Annotated in this window: 16 protein-coding genes; 7 read left to right on the top strand and 9 right to left on the bottom strand. The window is 75.1% G+C overall.

All coding sequences use genetic code 11. From position 1 onward, the window contains the following. Positions 1-110: 110 nt before the first annotated feature. The 3 genes from ACFWOG_RS02380 to ACFWOG_RS02370 all read right to left on the bottom strand — a co-directional run bounded on the left by ACFWOG_RS02380 (position 111) and on the right by ACFWOG_RS02370 (position 2,299). The gene (locus ACFWOG_RS02380) at positions 111-650 is read right to left on the bottom strand and encodes a hypothetical protein (RefSeq protein WP_380353915.1); all 540 of its coding nucleotides are present in this window, start codon (positions 648-650) and stop codon (positions 111-113) included. 65 nt (positions 651-715) lie between these two features. Then, on the bottom strand, positions 716-1,081 hold the full coding sequence (locus ACFWOG_RS02375; RefSeq protein ID WP_380353913.1) for a hypothetical protein: 366 nt from the start codon (positions 1,079-1,081) through the stop codon (positions 716-718). A gap of 390 nt (positions 1,082-1,471) precedes the next feature. Beyond that, positions 1,472-2,299, bottom strand: coding sequence for an arylamine N-acetyltransferase (locus tag ACFWOG_RS02370; RefSeq protein ID WP_380353910.1), 828 nt, complete (start codon positions 2,297-2,299; stop codon positions 1,472-1,474). A 284-nt stretch (positions 2,300-2,583) separates the two neighbouring features. Between ACFWOG_RS02370 and ACFWOG_RS02365 the strand changes: the two genes are divergently transcribed. The 6 genes from ACFWOG_RS02365 (at position 2,584) to ACFWOG_RS02340 (ending at position 9,061) form a co-directional block, all read left to right on the top strand. Continuing rightward, a complete protein-coding gene (locus ACFWOG_RS02365) occupies positions 2,584-3,066 on the top strand; it encodes a hypothetical protein (RefSeq protein ID WP_329947590.1) in 483 nt (160 codons plus the stop codon). A 239-nt stretch (positions 3,067-3,305) separates the two neighbouring features. Continuing rightward, positions 3,306-3,962: a class F sortase gene (locus ACFWOG_RS02360; protein ID WP_380353906.1), complete on the top strand. Its 657-nt coding sequence runs from the start codon at positions 3,306-3,308 to the stop codon at positions 3,960-3,962. 264 nt (positions 3,963-4,226) lie between these two features. Beyond that, on the top strand, positions 4,227-5,153 hold the full coding sequence (locus ACFWOG_RS02355; RefSeq protein ID WP_329949560.1) for a hypothetical protein: 927 nt from the start codon (positions 4,227-4,229) through the stop codon (positions 5,151-5,153). A gap of 71 nt (positions 5,154-5,224) precedes the next feature. Beyond that, the gene (locus tag ACFWOG_RS02350) at positions 5,225-5,959 is read left to right on the top strand and encodes a response regulator (protein ID WP_380353918.1); all 735 of its coding nucleotides are present in this window, start codon (positions 5,225-5,227) and stop codon (positions 5,957-5,959) included. Beyond that, the gene (locus ACFWOG_RS02345; protein WP_380353903.1) at positions 5,956-7,230 is read left to right on the top strand and encodes a sensor histidine kinase; all 1,275 of its coding nucleotides are present in this window, start codon (positions 5,956-5,958) and stop codon (positions 7,228-7,230) included. The genes ACFWOG_RS02350 and ACFWOG_RS02345 overlap by 4 nt, the downstream gene beginning before the upstream one ends. A 475-nt stretch (positions 7,231-7,705) precedes the next feature. Continuing rightward, positions 7,706-9,061, top strand: coding sequence for a hypothetical protein (locus tag ACFWOG_RS02340; RefSeq protein WP_380353901.1), 1,356 nt, complete (start codon positions 7,706-7,708; stop codon positions 9,059-9,061). A gap of 84 nt (positions 9,062-9,145) precedes the next feature. Here the strand turns inward: ACFWOG_RS02340 and ACFWOG_RS02335 are convergent, their stop codons facing one another. After that, positions 9,146-9,766 (bottom strand): TetR family transcriptional regulator, encoded by a 621-nt coding sequence (locus ACFWOG_RS02335; protein WP_380353899.1) that lies wholly within the window; start codon positions 9,764-9,766, stop codon positions 9,146-9,148. A gap of 115 nt (positions 9,767-9,881) precedes the next feature. On the opposite strand from ACFWOG_RS02335, the gene ACFWOG_RS02330 reads away from it, so the two are divergent. After that, complete coding sequence (locus tag ACFWOG_RS02330) at positions 9,882-10,922, top strand: oxidoreductase (protein WP_380353897.1); 1,041 nt, start codon at positions 9,882-9,884, stop codon at positions 10,920-10,922. Between the two features lie 20 nt (positions 10,923-10,942). On the opposite strand, the gene ACFWOG_RS02325 is transcribed toward ACFWOG_RS02330, so the two are convergent. The 5 genes from ACFWOG_RS02325 to ACFWOG_RS02305 form a co-directional block, all read right to left on the bottom strand. Next, entirely contained in the window at positions 10,943-11,419 is a 477-nt protein-coding gene (locus ACFWOG_RS02325) for an OsmC family protein (RefSeq protein ID WP_329883390.1), read from the bottom strand. Between the two features lie 376 nt (positions 11,420-11,795). Then, positions 11,796-13,274, bottom strand: coding sequence for a M6 family metalloprotease domain-containing protein (locus ACFWOG_RS02320; protein ID WP_380353894.1), 1,479 nt, complete (start codon positions 13,272-13,274; stop codon positions 11,796-11,798). A 204-nt stretch (positions 13,275-13,478) separates the two neighbouring features. Beyond that, positions 13,479-14,894, bottom strand: a complete 1,416-nt coding sequence (locus ACFWOG_RS02315) for a cobyrinate a,c-diamide synthase (protein WP_380353891.1) — start codon at positions 14,892-14,894, stop codon at positions 13,479-13,481. 16 nt (positions 14,895-14,910) lie between these two features. Next, positions 14,911-15,516, bottom strand: a complete 606-nt coding sequence (gene cobO / locus ACFWOG_RS02310) for a cob(I)yrinic acid a,c-diamide adenosyltransferase (RefSeq protein ID WP_329883393.1) — start codon at positions 15,514-15,516, stop codon at positions 14,911-14,913. Positions 15,517-15,522: 6 nt separating this feature from the next. Further along, positions 15,523-17,664 (bottom strand): putative cobaltochelatase, encoded by a 2,142-nt coding sequence (locus tag ACFWOG_RS02305; RefSeq protein WP_380353887.1) that lies wholly within the window; start codon positions 17,662-17,664, stop codon positions 15,523-15,525. Positions 17,665-17,666 lie beyond the last annotated feature (2 nt).

Below are 17,666 nucleotides of genomic sequence, written 5' to 3'. Positions count from 1 at the left end.
GCCAATCAGTCGGCGCGTCGCCTGCGCCGGGGGGTTGGTGAAGAGAGTTTCCCCGGGGGGGCGGGCCGGCGGCTCCGGGTGGGGCGGGTGGGGGGCGACGGCTTTCAGGGTCAGGGTCGGTCGGTGGTGCCGAGGGCGTGGTCCTTGAGGAAGGCTCCCGCGTGGGCCGCGGCTTCCTCGGTGGTCGCGTACCGGGCGCCGTCGCCGGCGGTGCCCGGCGTGCCGTCCGCACCCGTTCCGGTCCACCGCCAGCCGCCGTCCGGGAGCGGTGTCAACCGGGCTGTTCCACCGAAGAGTTCGAGTGCTCGGGGCTCCGCCTTCGGGGTCTCCGGGCGACTGACGGCCTCGGGCCACTTCTTGCGGGCGCCCTGCCGGGTGATGCCCCACACGGCGCCCAGCTGCTCGTAACTCGCACCGTAGGAACCGGCGGTGGCCGCCGCGTGGGCGGTCAGGCGCTTGACCTCGGCGTCCACCACCTTCCACGCGGCGAGGACGGAGAGCGTGATCTCCACGGGCTCCGAGGCCCACATGCGTTCCGGGGGGAGGCCGCTCTCCCGGGAACGGATGGCCGTGGCCAGGGGATTCAGCGCCTCGTAGAGGGCCTTGTCGAGTTCCGCCTGCTCTTCCGGGGTGATCTCGGGTATCGCCATGCGGTAACCATAGTTTACGAACCCCGGAATCGTAAACCAAAGTTACCGCGATGGTGGGCGGTGACTCAGCGCCGCCGCCCGGCCCCCTCCGCCGCGATCCGCCGGGCCCGGTGGCCGACGGCGCGCCAGGCGCCGAAGACCGGCAGCGTCACCAGCGCCACCCCGACCGCCTGGTGGATGCGCCGGTCCACCAGGGGGACGCAGTCGTCGTCCCGGTAGTGACGGGCGGCGGCGTCGAAGAACACGGGCGAACCGCAGTGCATCGACCCGGTGCGGTGGTCCATCGAGGCGGGCAGGAAGGCGAGGCCGAGCGCCCACAGCCACCCGGCCGCCGCCGGGAGCCCCAGCGCGTACAGGCTCCAGCGGCGCGCGCGGTCGGCGTGCCGCCACGCCCGCTCCTCACGCGCCCCCGGGTGTTCGGCGATCCCCACGTGTTCCCCCGTTCCGTCGGCGCCACTGCCGGAACGAGCATCTCACCCCGGTTCAGCAGTTCAACGTCGCTCCGGTGAAAGGCGGTTCGGCTGCCGGTGGGCCGACGGGGAGGTCCGGGCGGAGGCCCGGCCGGGGTCAGGGGCCGCCGGGGGAGCCGGCCGTGCGGACCTTCTCCGACTGCGGATCAGCGGGACCATCGATGATCCGCTCGGACGGAACGAGACGGTTGCTCCACCGGCCACCCGGCCGGCCACTGCATCCAACGCACCCATCCGGCGATCGTGGCAGGTCCGGCCCCTCAAGCCCACCGGATTTCGCACCGCCCACCCCGCATGAGAAGTCGGACCGGCCGACTTCTCATGCCGGTCCTGCGGCCGGTGGCGGCCCTCTCAGCGCTGGGGGCGGATGTCGGACGGTGCGGCGATACCGAACTCGGACGCCAGCAACTCCCTGATCCCGTCGGGTCCGTCGACCTTCTCCACGGTGGTCGTCCCGTCGGGCCGTGTGCGGGTGAGGGTGGTCGCGTCGAGGCTCAGGTGGCCCGTGGCGTGGGTGCGCTGGACGAACAGGCGGCGGAACGGCGAGCGCGGGTGGGTCGCCACGTGCCAGTTGGCGACCCCGATGTCGGTGGCGGGAGCGTGGTCGAGGGTGAAGGAGACCAACTCCTCCCACCTGTCCGCCGCGTCGGCCGCCGTGCGTGTCCTGGCCTGGAGGACCCAGACCGGTGCGGGGCCGTCCTCCTCCTCGACGACCAGGCGGTTGAACCGCCCCAGCCCCTCCCGGACCAGGCCGGGAATCATCGGCAGCGGCTCCAACAGGGAACGGGCGGAGCCGAATCCGACGTCGACCAGGTGTCGGCCGCCCTCGCCCGGCACCCGGACCGCCAGCACCATGTGGGTCCGGGGGCGGACCTCGCCGGGGCGGGCGCCGAGCCGGACCCGGCCGGTCAACCGGGTGACCTCGAAGCCCACCTGTTCCAGCACGGCGGCGAACAGGGTGTTGTGCTCGAAGCAGTAGCCGCCGCGGGAGCCTTCGACGAGTTTGGCCTGGAGGTCGGCGAGGTCCAGCGAGGGGACCGAGCCGACGACCACGTCGATGTTCTCGAACGGGATGCCGAGGACGTGCGCGTGGTGCAGGGACCGGAGGGTCACGAGGGTGGGCGCCCGCTCGCCGTCCCATCCGATACGTGCGAAGTACTTCTCCAGATCAACGGTCATACGGCCACGGTACGGACCGGGCCGGGCCCCGGCTTCCGCCTCTGGTTGCGATCTTGGTGGACCGCGCGACCTAGGACCTCCGGGATCCACCCCTCCGGGGCCCGTCCTGGCGTGCCGCACCGGGCCCGGATCCCGTCACCCGACCGGCGCCCGAGGGCCGTTACACAGACGATGGGCGGCCGTGACACGACCGGCCGGGGACCGCGACACGGCGCTCCTAACGTCACTCACGACGCACCGGCCGCACCGGCCGGAACCAGCGTCCCGATGAAGGAGCGAACCGTATGACCAGCCGTACCCGTCGTGCCCCCGCCCGCCGCGTGCTCGCCGTCTGCGCCCTGACCGGGGCCGCCCTCCTGACCACCTTCACCGGCGGGCAGGCGTGGGCCGACGGTTCCCCCGCGCCCGCCCCGGCCACGCCCACCGCAGCCGCCCCGGCGGCCCCGCACGCCCCGGTCACGCCCACCGTCGTCCCCCCGGGGGCTCCGGCCCCGGGTACCACGCCCACCGCGGTCCCCTCGGCGAAGGCCGGCTCCGACGGTCCGGCCGTCCCCCGGGTCACCCCGACCCACCCGCCCACGACCGGGGCGGTCGGCGGCCCGCCGCAGGTCCGTGAGGTGCCCAAGGGCGCCGCCCAGGCCGGTGACGGATCCGGCTCGACCGGCTCCTCCGGCCTCATGCTGGCCGGCGGCGGCACCGTCGCGGCCGTCGGCGCCGCCGCACTGGGCTTCGCCCTCCTGCGCCGCCGTTCCGGTGCGCGCGGCTGACAACGGCCCCGGGCCCTCAGGGCGTCCCGTCGCCGAGCGGCGGGCCCGGGGTCGACGAAGCGGCCGGCGGCGGCCGGCATGCCGGCCGGGCCGCCGGTCCGGCCGCCACCCGCGACGGCGGCCGCGGCCGGAGCAACGGGGGGCACCGGCGCCCCCGTTCCGACGGACCCGGTGCGGCAGGGCTGCGCCGCACCGCCTTCGGTGCGGCGGGCCTGATCTGCGTGGTCCTCGGTACCTCGATGGCGTTCAACAGCACCCGCACCCCGGTGGTGCGGGTGGAGACCTCGGCCCGCGAGGCCACCGGCCCGGCGGCCACCGCCGGGAGCGCCGGAACCGGGACCGCCACCGGGGCGGCGGCCACCTCGCCGGCCACCTCCCCGACCGCCGCCCCGGGCGCCCCCACGTCCGCCGCACCCCGGAAGCCCTTCGCCGCGTCCGCGCCGACCCGCCTCCTCGTCCCGGCGGCGGGCGTCGACGCCCCGGTGCCCGGCCTCGGCCTGAACGCGGACGGGACGGTCGAGGTGCCGACCGTGGCGCGGGCCGACGAGGCCGGCTGGTACCGCAACGGCCCGACGCCGGGGGAGAACGGACCCGCCGTCCTGATCGGGCACTACGACACCGCGAACGGCCCGGCGGTCTTCCACAAACTGCCGAAGCTGCGGCCCGGAGACCTGATCCAGGTGCGGCGGGAGGACGGCAGCACGGTGGACTTCCGGGTCCGTTCGCTGCTCCAGGCGGCCAAGGACCGGTTCCCGACCGAGGCGGTCTACGGCGACACGGCAGCACCCGAGCTGCGACTGATCACCTGCGGCGGCCGGATCGGCGCGGACGGCCACTGGACGGACAACATCATCGTCGTGGCGGACCTGGCCGACCCGGCGGGTCCGGCCGGCTGACGGCGCCGTCCGGCGCACCGGGACAATGATCACCACGACGGACCGGCACGCGGGCCGCCGCGCTTCGACGGCCCGCGTGCCGGCGGCGGCCGTTGCCGTCGCACCCCGCCCGGCGGCCCGCACGCCGCCGGGCGGAACCGCCGACCGCCGCCCCGGCGACCTACCACCGGCGACCTGCCACCGGGGACGAACCGGCGCATCGCCGCAGACCGCGCCGGACCGGACCGCGCCGGACCGGGCCAGACCAGGAGAAGAGAACCGACCGTGGCAGCACCGCCTCCACCTCGCCGCAGCCGGTTCGGCGCCGCACCACGGGCCGCCCTGGCCGCCCTCCTCGCCGTCCTCGCGCTCACCCTGCCGGTCGGCTGCGCCGCCCCCGGCGGCCTGCGCGACCACGGCGCGGCCCAGCCGGTGACGCCGCCCCCGGTGCCGCAGCCGCTCTGGCCCGGTCTGGCCACGGTGCCGCCGCCGACCGCGCCCGCGGCCGGCACGGGCCAGGCCCCGGAGCCGCCGCCCCAGCCCGTCCCGGACGTCACCGCCGCCGGGCGGGACATCATGTCCGTCGATGTCCACGGCCTGCTCGCGAAGGACCCCGGGGTGAGCCAGGACGAGCAGCGGGCCCTCAGCGCCTGTCCGGCCTGCGAGCTCCGCAGCCCCGAGTACCGCGACCTCACCGGTGACGGACGCCCCGAGCTGATCCTCGCCGTCGGCACGGCGGGCACCGCCGGGCCGGTGGTCCTGCACGTCTACACCCTGACCGGCGAGGGCCTCGTGCCCGTCCTGCGGGTGCAGGCGCTGGCGAGGTTCAGCGCGGAGACCGTCGGTACGGACCTGCGGCTGCACGAGTCGACCAGCGTGTGGGTCCGGACCACCAGTCACTACCGCTGGGACGGCGTGCGCCTCGTCCTGGTGGAGCAGACGAGCCAGGACCTCGGTCCCGTGCCCACGCCGTCCAGGCAGCCCACCCCGGAGCGGCAGGTGCAACCGACGGTGGGACCGGTCGTCAAACCTCCCGTGACGCCCTCCGCCCCGGGGCCGGCCCCCTCCGCGCTCACCCCGACCGCGCGGCCCACGGCGGATTCCGGTGCGGCGCCGGCCTCCCCGCGTGCCGGTGCCACTCCGCCCGTGCCGGTACCCGCCCAGCCCGTCCGTCCGACGACCCCCGCGGCTCCCCCGGAGGCCAAGCCTTGAACCGCGCAGCGCCCACCCACCCGCACATCCTGATCGTCGAGGACGACGAGGTGATCCGGGAGGCGACCCGGATGGCCCTGGAACGCTACGGCTTCCCCGTCTCCACGGCCGCGGACGGCCTGGAGGGGCTGGAGGTGTTCCACGCCGTCCGCCCCGACCTGCTGCTGCTGGACGTGATGCTGCCGCTGCTCGACGGCGTCGGCCTCTGCCGGCGGATCCGGGAGGAGAGCCAGCTGCCGATCCTGATGATGTCGGCGCGCACCGACCCGGTGGACGTGGTGTCCGGCCTGGAGGCGGGTGCGGACGACTACGTGGTCAAGCCGTTCGAGAGCGCCGTGCTGGTGGCGCGGATCCGTACCGTGCTGCGCCGGATCCGGGTCGTCCCGGCCACGGAGGCCCCGGCGGCCCCCGCCGCGCCCGTCACCGGCCCCGACGCGTCCGTAGCCGCACCCGCCGCACCGGCAGCACCCGCCGCCGCGCCGGCCGCCGCAGCCGCCGCCCCGGCGCCGAGGGCTGCCGTCCGCAGCTTCGACGGCATGGAGGTGGACACCGACTCCATGGAGGTCCGGGTCAACGGCCGGCTGGTCCCGCTGACCCCGACCGAACTGCGGCTGCTGCTGGAGTTCACCGCCGCGCCCGGCATCGTGCTGGAGCGGTCGAGCCTGCTGGAGCGGGTGTGGGACTACGAGTGGGGCGCCGACACCCGCGTCGTCGACGTCCACGTGCAGCGGCTGCGCGCCAAGATCGGCGGCGGGCGGATCGAGACGGTCCGCGGCTTCGGCTACAAGTTCCGGCGTCCCGAATGACGCTGCGCCGACAGATCGCGACCGCCGTCGCCGCCATCTCCGTCCTGGTCGCGGTGGCGGTCGGACTGCTGGTCCACCAGGCGATGGTCCGTCAGCACGTCGACCAGGCCCGCCGTTCGGCGCTCACCGCGCTCGACTCGGCCCTCGCGTCCTACAAGCGCGGCGAGCCGGTCGGCGGCGGCACCGCGCTGGACGACCCGGCGACGCCGGACCGGCTGCGCGCCCTCGCGGCGGCCGGCCGGCACGGCTCGCAGCTGGCGGCCGGACCGCAGGGCGGCGAGTCGATGTGGGCGGCGGGAGTCGTCCACGGCGGGGTGCTCTCCGTCCGGGTCGACTTCACGCAGGACCGGCGGGCGATCGCCGACCTGGACCGGATCATCCTGATCACCGTCGTCGCCTCGGTCTTCACGACGGTGCTGGTCGGGGTGCTGGTCGCGGACCGGATCAGCCGGCGGCTGCGGACGGCGGCGACCGCTGCCCGGGGCATCGCCGCCGGGCGCACGGACACCCGGATCGGGGAGCTGGTCGACGGACGCGACGAGGTCGCCGACCTGGCGGCGGCCGTCGACCTGATGTCGCGGGCCCTGCACCGCCGGCTGGAGGACGAGCAGCGGTTCACCGCAGACGTCGCCCACGAGCTGCGGACCCCGCTGACCGGGCTGGTCACCGCGGCCGAACTGCTGCCGCCCGGCCGCCCCACCCAGCTCGTCCGGAACCGGGTCCAGGCACTGCGCTCGCTGGTGGAGGACCTGCTGGAGGTGTCCCGGCTGGACGCGGACGCCGAGACGCCGGACCTGTCGGCCGTGCCGCTGGAACGGGCGGTGCGCCGCACCGTCACGCTCACGGGCCTGGACGTGGCGGTCGAGTTGACGGACACGGCGGCCGGCGCGTCGGTGCGCACCGACCTGCGCCGGCTGGACCGCATCCTGGGCAACCTGCTGGTGAACGCCGACCGGCACGGCGGCGGCACGGTCCGGCTGCACGTCGACGGTTCGCGGATCACCGTTCGGGACCACGGACCGGGCTTCCCGGACGAACTGCTCAGGGACGGGCCGCAGCGCTTCCGCACCAGCGTGCGCGAGCGGGGGAAGGGGCACGGTCTCGGCCTGACGATCGCCCGGGGCCACGCCCGCGTGATCGGCGCGGAGCTGACGTTCGCCAACCACCCCGACGGCGGGGCGGTGGCGACCCTGGTCCTGCCGCCGGCGACCGCACCCGACCGGGACGGGGAGCCCGAGCCCGGGTCGGCAGGGCAGCGGCAGGGGGCCTGAACCCGCCGGGTCGGCGGCCACCATCACCCCGACGGGGCGGCCCCGGAGGCTCGCTGGAGTGCGCCTTCCGGCTCGGCCGCACCGGTACCCGCTAGCTGATCCGTCATGGAGAGCGGCACCGACCTCTACGGCCCCGCGCTCGGCTCCCCCCGCCACTGAGCCGGCGGAGCCAGGGGGAGCCGGGCGGAGCCGGGGGGAGCCCGGCGCGGTGAGGCTCGGGAGGGGCTCGGGACAGCTCCGGGAGGGGCTCCGGCAGGGCTCGGAAGAATTCTTCGCACCCACTGCAACCACTTCGCGCCCCACACGTCTTAGGTGATGTGAGGCCGGAAGGGCCACTCCCCCGTTAGGCGGGGTGAGGGCCGCTCGTGGGCGAATCAGTCTGCGTGAGCCGGTCGAGCCACTCAACGCATCCAGTCGCTGCGGCGCCGACGCTGTCCTCGGCATGCCCGCAGACCACGTGTTCCAGGGGGGAACCATGTCCAGCACCATCCCGGCCCGACGCTCACGCCGTACCCTCGCCGTCGCCGCGGCGGTCGCCGCCCTGGCCGGCTCGCTCATGCTTCCTGCGCAGGCCGCCTTCGCCGACAGCCCCGACTACGTCAAGGGCGCGAAGCTGTCCGTCCAGGCGCCGGCCGTCATCGGATTCGGCGGGCAGCCGGTGAGGTTCACCGAGAGCGTCACCAACACCGGCGAGAGGGCCACCAACTTCAAGCTCAACCTGCTGGTGACCGCTGCGGTGGGCGCGCCGCAGCACTCCCTCACGATCGACTACAAGGACCCGGCGAGCGGTGCGTGGAAGCCGGTCGAGATGGCGTACCACCACGGGGAGAACGGCACCTCCTACGACGGAACGGTCAGCGGCATCACCGTGGCCGTCGGCAAGACGGTCAAGGTCGACCTGCGCATCGGCGCCCCCGTGGACCGGCCGAACGACGGCGGGAGCAACGCCGGCTTCCAGTCCCTCAAGCTGCGCTCCGCCGTGGGCTGGGGGCAGTCGGGGGTCCTGCTGGCCGAGAACTTCAGCACGATCAAGGTCGCCACCCCCACCTCTTCGCTGGCCCACGTGCCCGCCACGGCGGTGGCCGGCGGCGCGCCGATCGAGTTCGACGCTGTCCTGTCCAACTCCACGCCGTCCTCCTACGTCGGTCTCGGCAGCGCGCTCTTCGTCGGTGACCACGCCACCGTGCAGGTGCGCAGGGCGGACGGGACGTGGACCACGCCGACGAAGGTGTCCGGCGGACTCCCGGGGGACCCGCCCGGCGTCTACCTCCAGGGTCGCGATGCCACCGTCGGCGCCGGGAAGACCACGGTGACCAAGGTGCGCGTCTCGTACGACAGGAGCACGCCGCCGGGGGGCGCGACGCTCAACCCGTGCCTCTTCGTCAATGCGGGCTCCCCGTTCCGCGGAACCGCCCGGTGCGGCAAGGCGGCCACCGTCAAGGTCGTCGCCCCGGGCACGGGCACCTCCGGCGCGGGCACCTCCACCCCGGCGCCGACCAAGTCCCCGACCAAGTCCCCGACCAAGGCGCCTGCCAAGTCGGCCACCCCGGCTCCGACCAAGGCGGCGCCCGCCAAGCCCGTCACCCCGGCCCCGGGCAAGGAAGCCCCGGGCATGGACGTCTCGGTGAAGAGCCCGGCGCCGACCGCCTCCGCGTCCCCCACCGCGGCTGCCGCCGCGCCGGGGACCGCCGCCCCGACCGCGCCGGTCGACGGTGAACTCGCCGCCACCGGCTCCGGGTCCACCCTGGTCCCGGCTGCCGCCGCCACGGCGCTCGCCGCGCTCGGCGCCGGTGCGCTGCTCCTCGCCCGCCGCCTGCGCCGCCAGGCCTGAGCCGCCGGCGACCCGTGCCCGCCCCGTCACCCACGGGGCGGGCACGGGCTCTTGCGGGGCCGGGGGAGCGGCGGAGGCGGGGCGTCAGACCGTGTCGAGTGACGGTGCGTCGAGTGACGGTGCGAGGACGGCGAAGGCCCGGTCGGTCAGGGCGGTCGGATCCGCGGTGCCGTCGCTCTCGCTCCAGCGCTCCAGTACCGCGCCGAAGGCGGTGAGCGCCATCCCCGCGGCGAGGCGCGGGTAGAGGTCGGTGCGGGCGTCGAGTCCGAGCCGTGCCGCCAGCTCCTCCGTCAACTCGTCGCGCCAGTGGTCCTGGTGTTCCAGGAGCCGGGCGAGCAGGGCCGGCGTGCGCAGGATCAGCTGGACGACCCGCAGCGCCCGGTCCCCGCGGTCGCCGCAGTGGGCGAGCGGGGCGCCGACCGCCGCGCGCAGCGCCGCCGAGGGGCGCTCGTCGGCCGGTCGGGCCGCCAGGCCCTCGCGGATGCCGGTGCCCAGATCGGCCAGGAACCGGACGACCACGTCCTCCTTGGACGCGAAGTACCGGAAGAACGTCCGCTTGGACACGCCGGCGTCGGTCGCGATGTCGTCCACGGTGACGGCGTCGAACCCCCGGGCCGTCAGCAGCTGGAACGCGGCCTCGGTGAGCTCGTCCACGACGAGCTGCCGCTTGCGCTGGGCCAGGCTGACGGCGGGGCGGGAGGTCATGCCGTGATGGTACGGCATGTCACCGGCGTCACCAAGGCGCGATCCGTTACCAAGTGACGTAATGACACCAGGGCGCGTCTTGACACTCGGTGACACCGAAGCCAGCATGTGTCCCATGACAGGGGAACCGGAAGGACGTCCGGAGTCGGTGTCGGAGCGGCCGAGGCCGCAGCAGCAGCAAGGGCGGTGGGGCGCCGTGGACATCCCGGACCAGACCGGCCGGGTCTTCGTGGTCACCGGAGCCAACGGCGGTCTCGGGCTGGCGACCACCAGGGCACTGGTCCGCAGGGGAGGGCACGTCGTCCTCGCCGTGCGGGACGAGGAGAAGGGACGCAGGGCGGCGGACGCGGTCGTCGCCGGCCTGCTCGCCGAGAGCGCGGACACCCCCGACACGGCCTGGGACGTCACCGACACCCGGGCACTGGAGGCCCGGCTCGAAGTCCGCCGCCTCGACCTGGCCGACCTCGACGCCGTCCGGGCCTTCGCCCGGGGGCTGCGCGCCGACCGTCCGAGGCTGGACGTGCTCGTCAACAACGCGGGCGTGATGGCCCCGCCCCGGACGCTCAGTGCCCAGGGCCACGAGCTGCAGTTCGCCGCCAACCACCTCGGCCACTTCGCGCTCACCGGGCTGCTGCTCGGCGCGCTGGCGGCAGCGCCCGACCCCCGCGTGGTCACCGTCAGCTCGGTCAACCACCGCAAGGGGCGCATCCGCTTCGACGACCTCGACGGTGCCCGCGCCTACGCGCCGATGGCGTTCTACGACCAGTCGAAGTTCGCCAACGCGGTGCACGCCTGGGAACTGCACCGGAGGCTGGTCGCCGCAGGCAGCCCGGTCCGCAGCCTGCTGGCCCACCCCGGCTACGCCGCCACCGGTCTCCAGACCGGCGCGCCGACCGGCCTCGTCCGGCTGCTCTTCGGCCGGATCCTCCGGCCGCTCGCCCAGACGGCGGCCGACGGCGCACTGCCGCAGCTGTACGCGGCGACCGCCCCGGACGTGCGGGGTGGTGAGTTCCTCGGCCCGGACGGGCGCGGCGAGCTGCGCGGCGCCCCGGTCCGCGTCCCGTTGGCCCCGGCGGCGGCCGATCCCGGGACCGGCCGCCGCCTCTGGGCGCTGTCGGAGGAACTGACCGGGGTGCGGTACGGGCTTCCGGCCTGACCGCGCCGCCGCCCGGTCCCTCAGGCGGGCTGCGCCACCGTCACCGCCGGCTCGTGCCGGACCGGGAAGTTCACCGAGTTGGCGATGTAACAGGCCCGGTGCGCGTCGGCGTGCAGGGCGAGTGCCTTCTCCGTCATCCCCTTCTCGGCGACCTCGACCCGGGGGTGCAGCACCGCCTCGGTGAAGTGGCCTCCTTCGGCGGTCTCGGCCATCGTGCCGGTCGGGCGGTCGGTGTACGCGGTGACCACGACGCCGTTCACCGCGCACAGGTGCAGGTACCAGAGCAGGTGGCACTGGGAGATCGAGGCGAGGAGCAGCTGCTCGGGGTTCCACCGGGTCGGGTCGCCCCGGAAGGCGGGGTCGGAGGAGCCGGGGATGGGCGGGCGCCCGTCCGCCGCGACCTCGTGGTCCCGGCGGTAGGAGCGGTAGTCGCTGGTGCCGGTGCCCTGGTTGCCGGTCCAGGTGATCTCGGCGGTGTAGGTGTGCAGCTTGGCCATCGGGTGCCTCTCCGAGCGGAGGTCGGTGGGGATTCCGGCACCCAGTCAACAACAGCCCCCGGCGGTCCCGTTCGGCAGGGACCCGCGACCGCGGGCCGGTGACCCGTCGCCCGTCGCCCGTCGCCCGGCCCGGACGCGCGGTCCCCGGGCCGGGGTCCGGCCGGCCGTGTGCGCCGGACCCCGGCCGTGGTCGCCGCCGCTGCCCGGTCCGGCCTCACCTCTCGCGCCGGGCGCGGCTCCGCCGGAGCCACCGTCGGAGCCGCACGGGCGGCGCGTCGGGCGGGGGCGGCGATCACTTGGTGCGGCAGTGGTCCTCCTGAACGGTCCTCCTGAACGTCCTGCGGACGGGTGCGCGCGGAGGCGCGCGGCCACGGCCTCACTCGACGGTGACGTCCACCTCCATCCGGTCCGCCCCGGGTGTGCCGGAGACGGCGAGGGTGACGCCGCTCCAGGTCCCGTCGGGCAGGTCCAGCGGCGGCTTGGTGTTCTCCCCGATGCTGGAGTTGTCGAGCGACGGGTAGAGGTCGTCCGCGTCGCCGCGTTCGTCCGCGCCGAAGATCTTCGCCAGGTCACGCCGGCCGTCGGCCTGGAGGAGCTCGATGGCGAGCCGGCGCTCGTCGTTGACGTTGTCGATGGCCTCGTCGACGACGTAGGCCGCGATGCCCTCGTCGGGCAGGAACCCGTCCTGGCCGCTCTGGCGGCGGTACTCGACGACGATGTACTGGCTCTCCCGCATCCGCCCCGGGTTCGGGTTGCGGACGAACAGCGAGTCGCCGCCTTCGGCGACGGGCCGCAGGGAGATGCCCGCGGTGGTGCCGTCGATCTCCTGCGGGGTGGCCCAGCCGTGGAACATCCGGAGCATGCTGTTCGGGTAGACCGGGGTGGTGCCCTTGTTGCCCCAGGAGCCGCCCGCCATCAGGCAGTAGTTCCCGAGACCGTTGGAGACGGTGGTGGTGACGCGTCCGGTGTCGTAGAAGTCGGCCCAGCGGGCGGCCAGGTGGCCCCATTCGTGGGCGCAGACGCCGACCTTGCAGTCCTCGGGGACGGTCAGGAACGTCTGCACCCGCAGGTTCGGTGCGACCTTCACCCCGTTCTCGCCGGGCGGGTTCCACTTGAGGCTCCACAGGTTGCCCGGCTGGTCGGACTCCCGGAGCTCCTCGGCCCCGCGGCCCGCGTGGACGATGAACAGCGCGGTGACGAGGCCCTCGTCGAGGGCGTCGAAGCCGCCGGTGAAGTCGATGCCCTCCCGGAGCGCGATGTCGAGGGTGTCCGCGGCCATGCCCTGGGCGTTGGCGGGCGGGTCGCCCATGCCGGACCGGTTGTCGGCGTAGAAGGAGAGCGGGTGCGGCAGGCGGAACCAGCCGTGCACCTCGCCCTGGACGTCGATGCCGTGCGCGGTCGGGCGGGCGGGGTCGAAGCCGCTGATCCGCCGGTAGTAGTCGCGCATCGAGCCGGTGGCGAAGGTGCCCGGGCCGAAGAGCAGCTGCTCGAAGTGTTCGACGGTGTGGGCGGGGTCGTGCGGCCGGTCGGGGAAGTCGACCAGGAGGACGAGGGTGCGGATCTCGCCCTTGAGCTTCCTGGACGGACGGGTGATCAACTGGGCCCCGGTGCTGGGACCGGGGCGGACGGCCCCGTCGTCGAGGCCGATGAGGTTCTCGCCGCGGCGCTGGGAGCGCCAGACGTAGTAGTACTGCTCGAAGGTGATGTCCTGCGGCAGCCGGCGGGTCCTGATCAGCTCCCGGTAGTGGGCACGGAGGGCGGCGAGGGCGTCGGGTGACATCGGCACCGGGCAGGGGCGGTGGTCGTCGAGGGAATGGTGGGGGCGGTGATGCAGCGGGGTTAAGGTGTGACGCATAGTGACGGCTCCTTAGAGCCTGTTCACCCCGCGGGGGCGTGTTCGGCGCCCCGCCGAGTGGGCGGTCGCCGGCAATCGGTCGGCTCGCCGAGTGGGTCGGGTCTGGCCGGTACCGGTCGCGAATGGGGCGATATGCGGTTATCAGTCCCTATTTTGACGCCCCGGGCGGTGAAAGCACCAGGGCCGAAGGGGGGTCGGTTCCCCTCAGTTCGCCCGGTGGGCCGCCGCGGCGGCCGCGAACGAGGCGGCGAGCTGCGGAGATCCCGCCCAGTGCAGATGCAGATACGAAGCGTGAACGTTTCTGGCCGCGAACCCCTCCGTGCGCGGGCCGGTCGGCAACCGCCAGCCCCAGGCGGCCCGTTCGCCGGCCCCCGGCTCGCAGACGGTCCGGTGGAACTCGTGCCCGCGCACCCGGGTGCCGGTCGGTGCGAGCGGCGAGTCGTGCAGCGCCACCGCCTCCCGGTACCCGAGGGTCAGCCGCTCGGTCATCCGGGCCGAGGTGTCCAGCACGCCGCACATCGGCAGGCCGTCCAACTCGCGGCCGAGGTAGAGCAGTCCGGCGCACTCGGCGGCGACCGGCCCGCCCGAGGCGGCGAACGCGGCGATCGCGGAACGGAGTTGCCCGTTCGCGCTGAGTTCCCGGACGTACAGTTCGGGGAACCCGCCGCCGATCACCAGGCCCGCCGTGCCCTCCGGCAGCCCGTCGGCGTGCAGCGGGTCGAACGGGACCACCTCGGCGCCGGCGGCGGTGAGCAGCTCGGTGTTCTCCGCGTACGAGAAGGAGAACGCGGCGCCGCCGGCCACCGCGATCCGCGGCGCCCCGATCCGCGGCGCCCCCGCCCGCGGCGCCCCGGCCACCGGAAAGCCCGCCGCCACGAGCTCGGCCATCTCCGCGGCGGGGTCCCACGGCTCGGCGTCCAGCGGCGGCGCGGTCCGCGCCAGCGCCAGCACCGCGTCCAGGTCCACCGAGGCGGCGACCAGCTCGCCCATGTCGGCGACCGCCCGGAGTGCCTCCGCCGAGCGCTCCACGGCCGGGATCAGGCCGAGGTGGCGGGACGGCGTGGCGACCGCCGCCGAGCGCCGGACCGAGCCCAGCACCGGCACGCCCGAGCCCTCCTCCAGGGCCTCGCGCAGCAGCTGCTCGTGCCGGTCGGAGGCGACCCGGTTGAGGATCACCCCGGCCAGTCGGACCTCCGGGTCCCAGGACGCGAAGCCGTGCACCAGCGCGGCCACCGACCGGGACTGCGACGAGGCGTCCACCACCAGCACCACCGGTGCCCGCAGCAGCTTGGCGACGTGCGCGGTGGACGCCAGCTCGCCGCGCCCCGAGGCGCCGTCGTACAGGCCCATCACGCCCTCGACCACCGCCACGTCCGCACCGGCCGCGCCGTGCAGGAAGAGCGGCGCGATCCGTTCCGGCCCGCACATGAACGCGTCCAGGTTGCGGCCCGGCCGCCCGGCCGCCAGCCCGTGGTAGCCCGGGTCGATGTAGTCCGGGCCGACCTTGTGGGGGGAGACGGCCAGCCCGCGCGCGGCGAGTGCCGCGATCAGGCCGGTGGCGACGGTGGTCTTGCCGGCGCCGGAGGACGGTGCCGCGACGACGAGACGGGGGATGTTCACGTTCAGGGTTTCCGGTCTACCACTCGATACCGCGCTGGCCCTTGCGGCCGGCGTCCATGGGGTGCTTGACCTTGGTCATCTCGGTGACCAGGTCGGCGAAGCCGGTGAGCGCCTCGGGCGCGTACCGGCCGGTGACGACGACGTGCTGGCTGCCCGGGCGGTCCTTCAGGACGGCCACCACCTCCTCCGGGTCCACCCAGCCCCAGTGCATCGGGTAGGTGAACTCGTCCAGCACGTAGAAGCGGTAGGTCTCGGCGGCGAGGTCGCGCTTGACCTGCTCCCAGCCCTCCTTGGCCGCCGCCTCGCTGTCCATCTCCATCTCGGAGGAGCGCTGGATCCAGGACCAGCCGGAGCCCATCTTGTGCCAGTCGACCGTGCCGCCCTCGCCGGAGGCGCCGAGCACGCGCAACGCGTTCTCCTCGCCGACCTTCCACTTGGCGGACTTCACGAACTGGAACACCCCGACCGACCAGCCCTGGTTCCAGGCGCGCAGCGCCATGCCGAAGGCCGCGGTGGACTTGCCCTTGCCGGGGCCGGTGTGGACGGCGGTGATCGGCATCGTACGGCGCTGGCGGGTCGTCAGGCCGTCGTCGGGGACACTCTCGGGAACACCCTTGGGCATGTCGGCTCAGGCCGCCTTTCGCGTAGTGGTGGTGGGGCGGTTGTCGCGGACGAGGGAGGCCACGCCCTCGGCCCGCAGCTCGTCCAGGGTCACGGCGGTGGCGCGGAGCCGTGCGGCCAGCGTGCGGGCCAGGCCGAGCCGGACCGGTCCGGACTCGCAGTCCAGCACCACGCTCGCCACGCCCTGCCCGGCCAGCAGCCTGGCCGCCCGGTGCGACTGCGCGACGGCGTCGCGGGCGCCGGTGGCCCGGCCGTCGGTGACCACGACCAGCAGCGGGCGGCGGTCGGGGTCGCGCAGCCGCTCGACCCGCAGCACCTCGTGGGCGCGGAGCAGCCCGGCGGCCAGGGGGGTCCGGCCGCCGGTGGGCAGGGTCTCCAGCCGGGCCGCGCCGACCTCGACCGAGGAGGTGGGCGGCAGCGCCAGTTCGGCGGACCCGCCCCGGAAGGTGATCATGCCGATCTTGTCCCGGCGCTGGTAGGCGTCCATCAGCAGGGACAGCACCGCGCCCTTGACGGCGGTCATCCGCTGCCGGGCCGCCATCGAGCCGGAGGCGTCGACCACGAACAGCACCAGGTTGGACTCCCGTCCCTGGCGGACCTGTTCGCGGAAGTCGTCCTTGTGCAGCACCAGGGCGCGGGACGCCCGGCCGCGCGCCACCTGGTGCGGTGCGGCGGCCCGCAGGGTGGCGCTCAGGTGCAGCCGGGCCAGCCGGCCCTGCGGGCGGCGGGACCTGATGGTGTGGCCGCCGTCGGTCTCGGCGGGGGAGCGGCGGCCCTGTGCGCCGCGCCCGGTGCCGTCGACGGCGAACAGCCGGGTCCGGTACGGGTCGCCGGCCGCGACGGGCGCCGACTCCCGGGCGGGGGAGGGGTGCTGGGCCGGGACGGGCTGCGGGAGTGCCGGGTCCTCGTCGGGGGAGGTGGCGTCGGCGCCGGCGGGCGGGCCGTCCGGGCCGGTCGGCTCGGGGGCGCCGCCACCGCCGTCGGGGCCGGGTCCGTCGCCCTCGGGGCCGTCCGGGCCGTCCCCGGGGTCCGGGTCGGGGTCCTCGTCCGACTCCCGGGCCTCGGCCCGCCCCTCCGCGAGGGCCTCCTCCTCGTCCTGCCGGGCCTGCTCCTCGCGGGCCTCCTCCTGCTCCTGCCGGGCCTGCTCCTCCAGCGTCCGGTCCAGCAGCTCCTCGTCCAGCCCGGGCGCGTCGAAGGGGTTGCGCCGGCGCCGGTGCGGCAGCGCCAGCTGTGCGGCCTTGCGGACGTCCTCCTCCAGCACCTCGGTGCGCCCGGACCAGGCGGCCAGCGCGACGGCGGTGCGCGCCATCACGATGTCCGCGCGCAGCCCGTCCACCTCGAACGCGGCGCAGACGGCGGTGATCCGGCGGAGTGCCGCGTCGGTCAGCTCCACCTTCGGCAGCAGCTCCCGGGCGGTGGTGATCCGCAGGGCGAGCGCCCGCTCGTCCTCCTCGAACCGGTCGGCGAAGCCCGCCGGGTCGGCGTCGTAGGCGAGGCGGCGGCGCACGACCTCGGCCCGCTCCACCGGCTCCCGGGTGGCGGCGATCTCGACGGTCAGGCCGAACCGGTCGAGCAGCTGCGGCCGCAGCTCGCCCTCCTCCGGGTTCATCGTGCCGACCAGCAGGAACCGGGCCGCGTGCCGCACCGAGACGCCCTCGCGCTCGACGTACGAGCGGCCCATCGCGGCGGCGTCCAGCAGCAGGTCCACCACGTGGTCCTGGAGCAGGTTGACCTCGTCGATGTAGAGCACGCCGCGGTGCGCCTGCGCCAGCAGGCCCGGCTCGTACGCCTTGACGCCCTCGGCGAGCGCCCGCTCCAGGTCCAGCGAGCCGACGATCCGGTCCTCGGAGACGCCGACCGGCAGCTCGACCAGCCGGGCCGGTCGCGAGGACGCCCCGGCGCCGGCGTGCGCGCCGTCCGGGCACTGCGGGTCGGGCGCGGCCGGGTCGCAGGCGAAGCGGCAGCCGTCGACGGTGGCGATGGACGGCAGCAGGCCGGCCAGCGCGCGCACCATGGTCGACTTGGCGGTGCCCTTCTCGCCGCGGACGAGCACCCCGCCGACCGCCGGCGAGACCGCGTTGAGCAGCAGCCCGAGCCGTAGGTCGGCCATGCCGACGATCGCGGTGAACGGGTAGCGGACGTCACTCATGA

This window comes from Kitasatospora sp. NPDC058406 (assembly GCF_042722765.1).
GTDB lineage: Bacteria > Actinomycetota > Actinomycetes > Streptomycetales > Streptomycetaceae > Kitasatospora.
Note: the sequence above shows the minus strand (reverse complement) of the source record. Positions and strands in the feature narration are given on the sequence as shown.

What these genes read in the sequence shown, in the direction of transcription:
- ACFWOG_RS02380 (WP_380353915.1), bottom strand. Translation starts at nt 650, where the DNA reads ATGGCGATACCCGAGATCACCCCGGAAGAGCAGGCGGAACTCGACAAG.
- ACFWOG_RS02370 (WP_380353910.1), bottom strand. Translation starts at nt 2,299, where the DNA reads ATGACCGTTGATCTGGAGAAGTACTTCGCACGTATCGGATGGGACGGC.
- ACFWOG_RS02365 (WP_329947590.1), top strand. Translation starts at nt 2,584, where the DNA reads ATGACCAGCCGTACCCGTCGTGCCCCCGCCCGCCGCGTGCTCGCCGTC.
- ACFWOG_RS02360 (WP_380353906.1), top strand. Translation starts at nt 3,306, where the DNA reads ATGGCGTTCAACAGCACCCGCACCCCGGTGGTGCGGGTGGAGACCTCG.
- ACFWOG_RS02350 (WP_380353918.1), top strand. Translation starts at nt 5,225, where the DNA reads ATGGCCCTGGAACGCTACGGCTTCCCCGTCTCCACGGCCGCGGACGGC.
- ACFWOG_RS02345 (WP_380353903.1), top strand. Translation starts at nt 5,956, where the DNA reads ATGACGCTGCGCCGACAGATCGCGACCGCCGTCGCCGCCATCTCCGTC.
- ACFWOG_RS02340 (WP_380353901.1), top strand. Translation starts at nt 7,706, where the DNA reads ATGTCCAGCACCATCCCGGCCCGACGCTCACGCCGTACCCTCGCCGTC.
- ACFWOG_RS02335 (WP_380353899.1), bottom strand. Translation starts at nt 9,766, where the DNA reads ATGACCTCCCGCCCCGCCGTCAGCCTGGCCCAGCGCAAGCGGCAGCTC.
- ACFWOG_RS02330 (WP_380353897.1), top strand. Translation starts at nt 9,882, where the DNA reads ATGACAGGGGAACCGGAAGGACGTCCGGAGTCGGTGTCGGAGCGGCCG.
- ACFWOG_RS02325 (WP_329883390.1), bottom strand. Translation starts at nt 11,419, where the DNA reads ATGGCCAAGCTGCACACCTACACCGCCGAGATCACCTGGACCGGCAAC.
- ACFWOG_RS02320 (WP_380353894.1), bottom strand. Translation starts at nt 13,274, where the DNA reads ATGCGTCACACCTTAACCCCGCTGCATCACCGCCCCCACCATTCCCTC.
- cobO (WP_329883393.1), bottom strand. Translation starts at nt 15,516, where the DNA reads ATGCCCAAGGGTGTTCCCGAGAGTGTCCCCGACGACGGCCTGACGACC.
- ACFWOG_RS02305 (WP_380353887.1), bottom strand. Translation starts at nt 17,664, where the DNA reads ATGAGTGACGTCCGCTACCCGTTCACCGCGATCGTCGGCATGGCCGAC.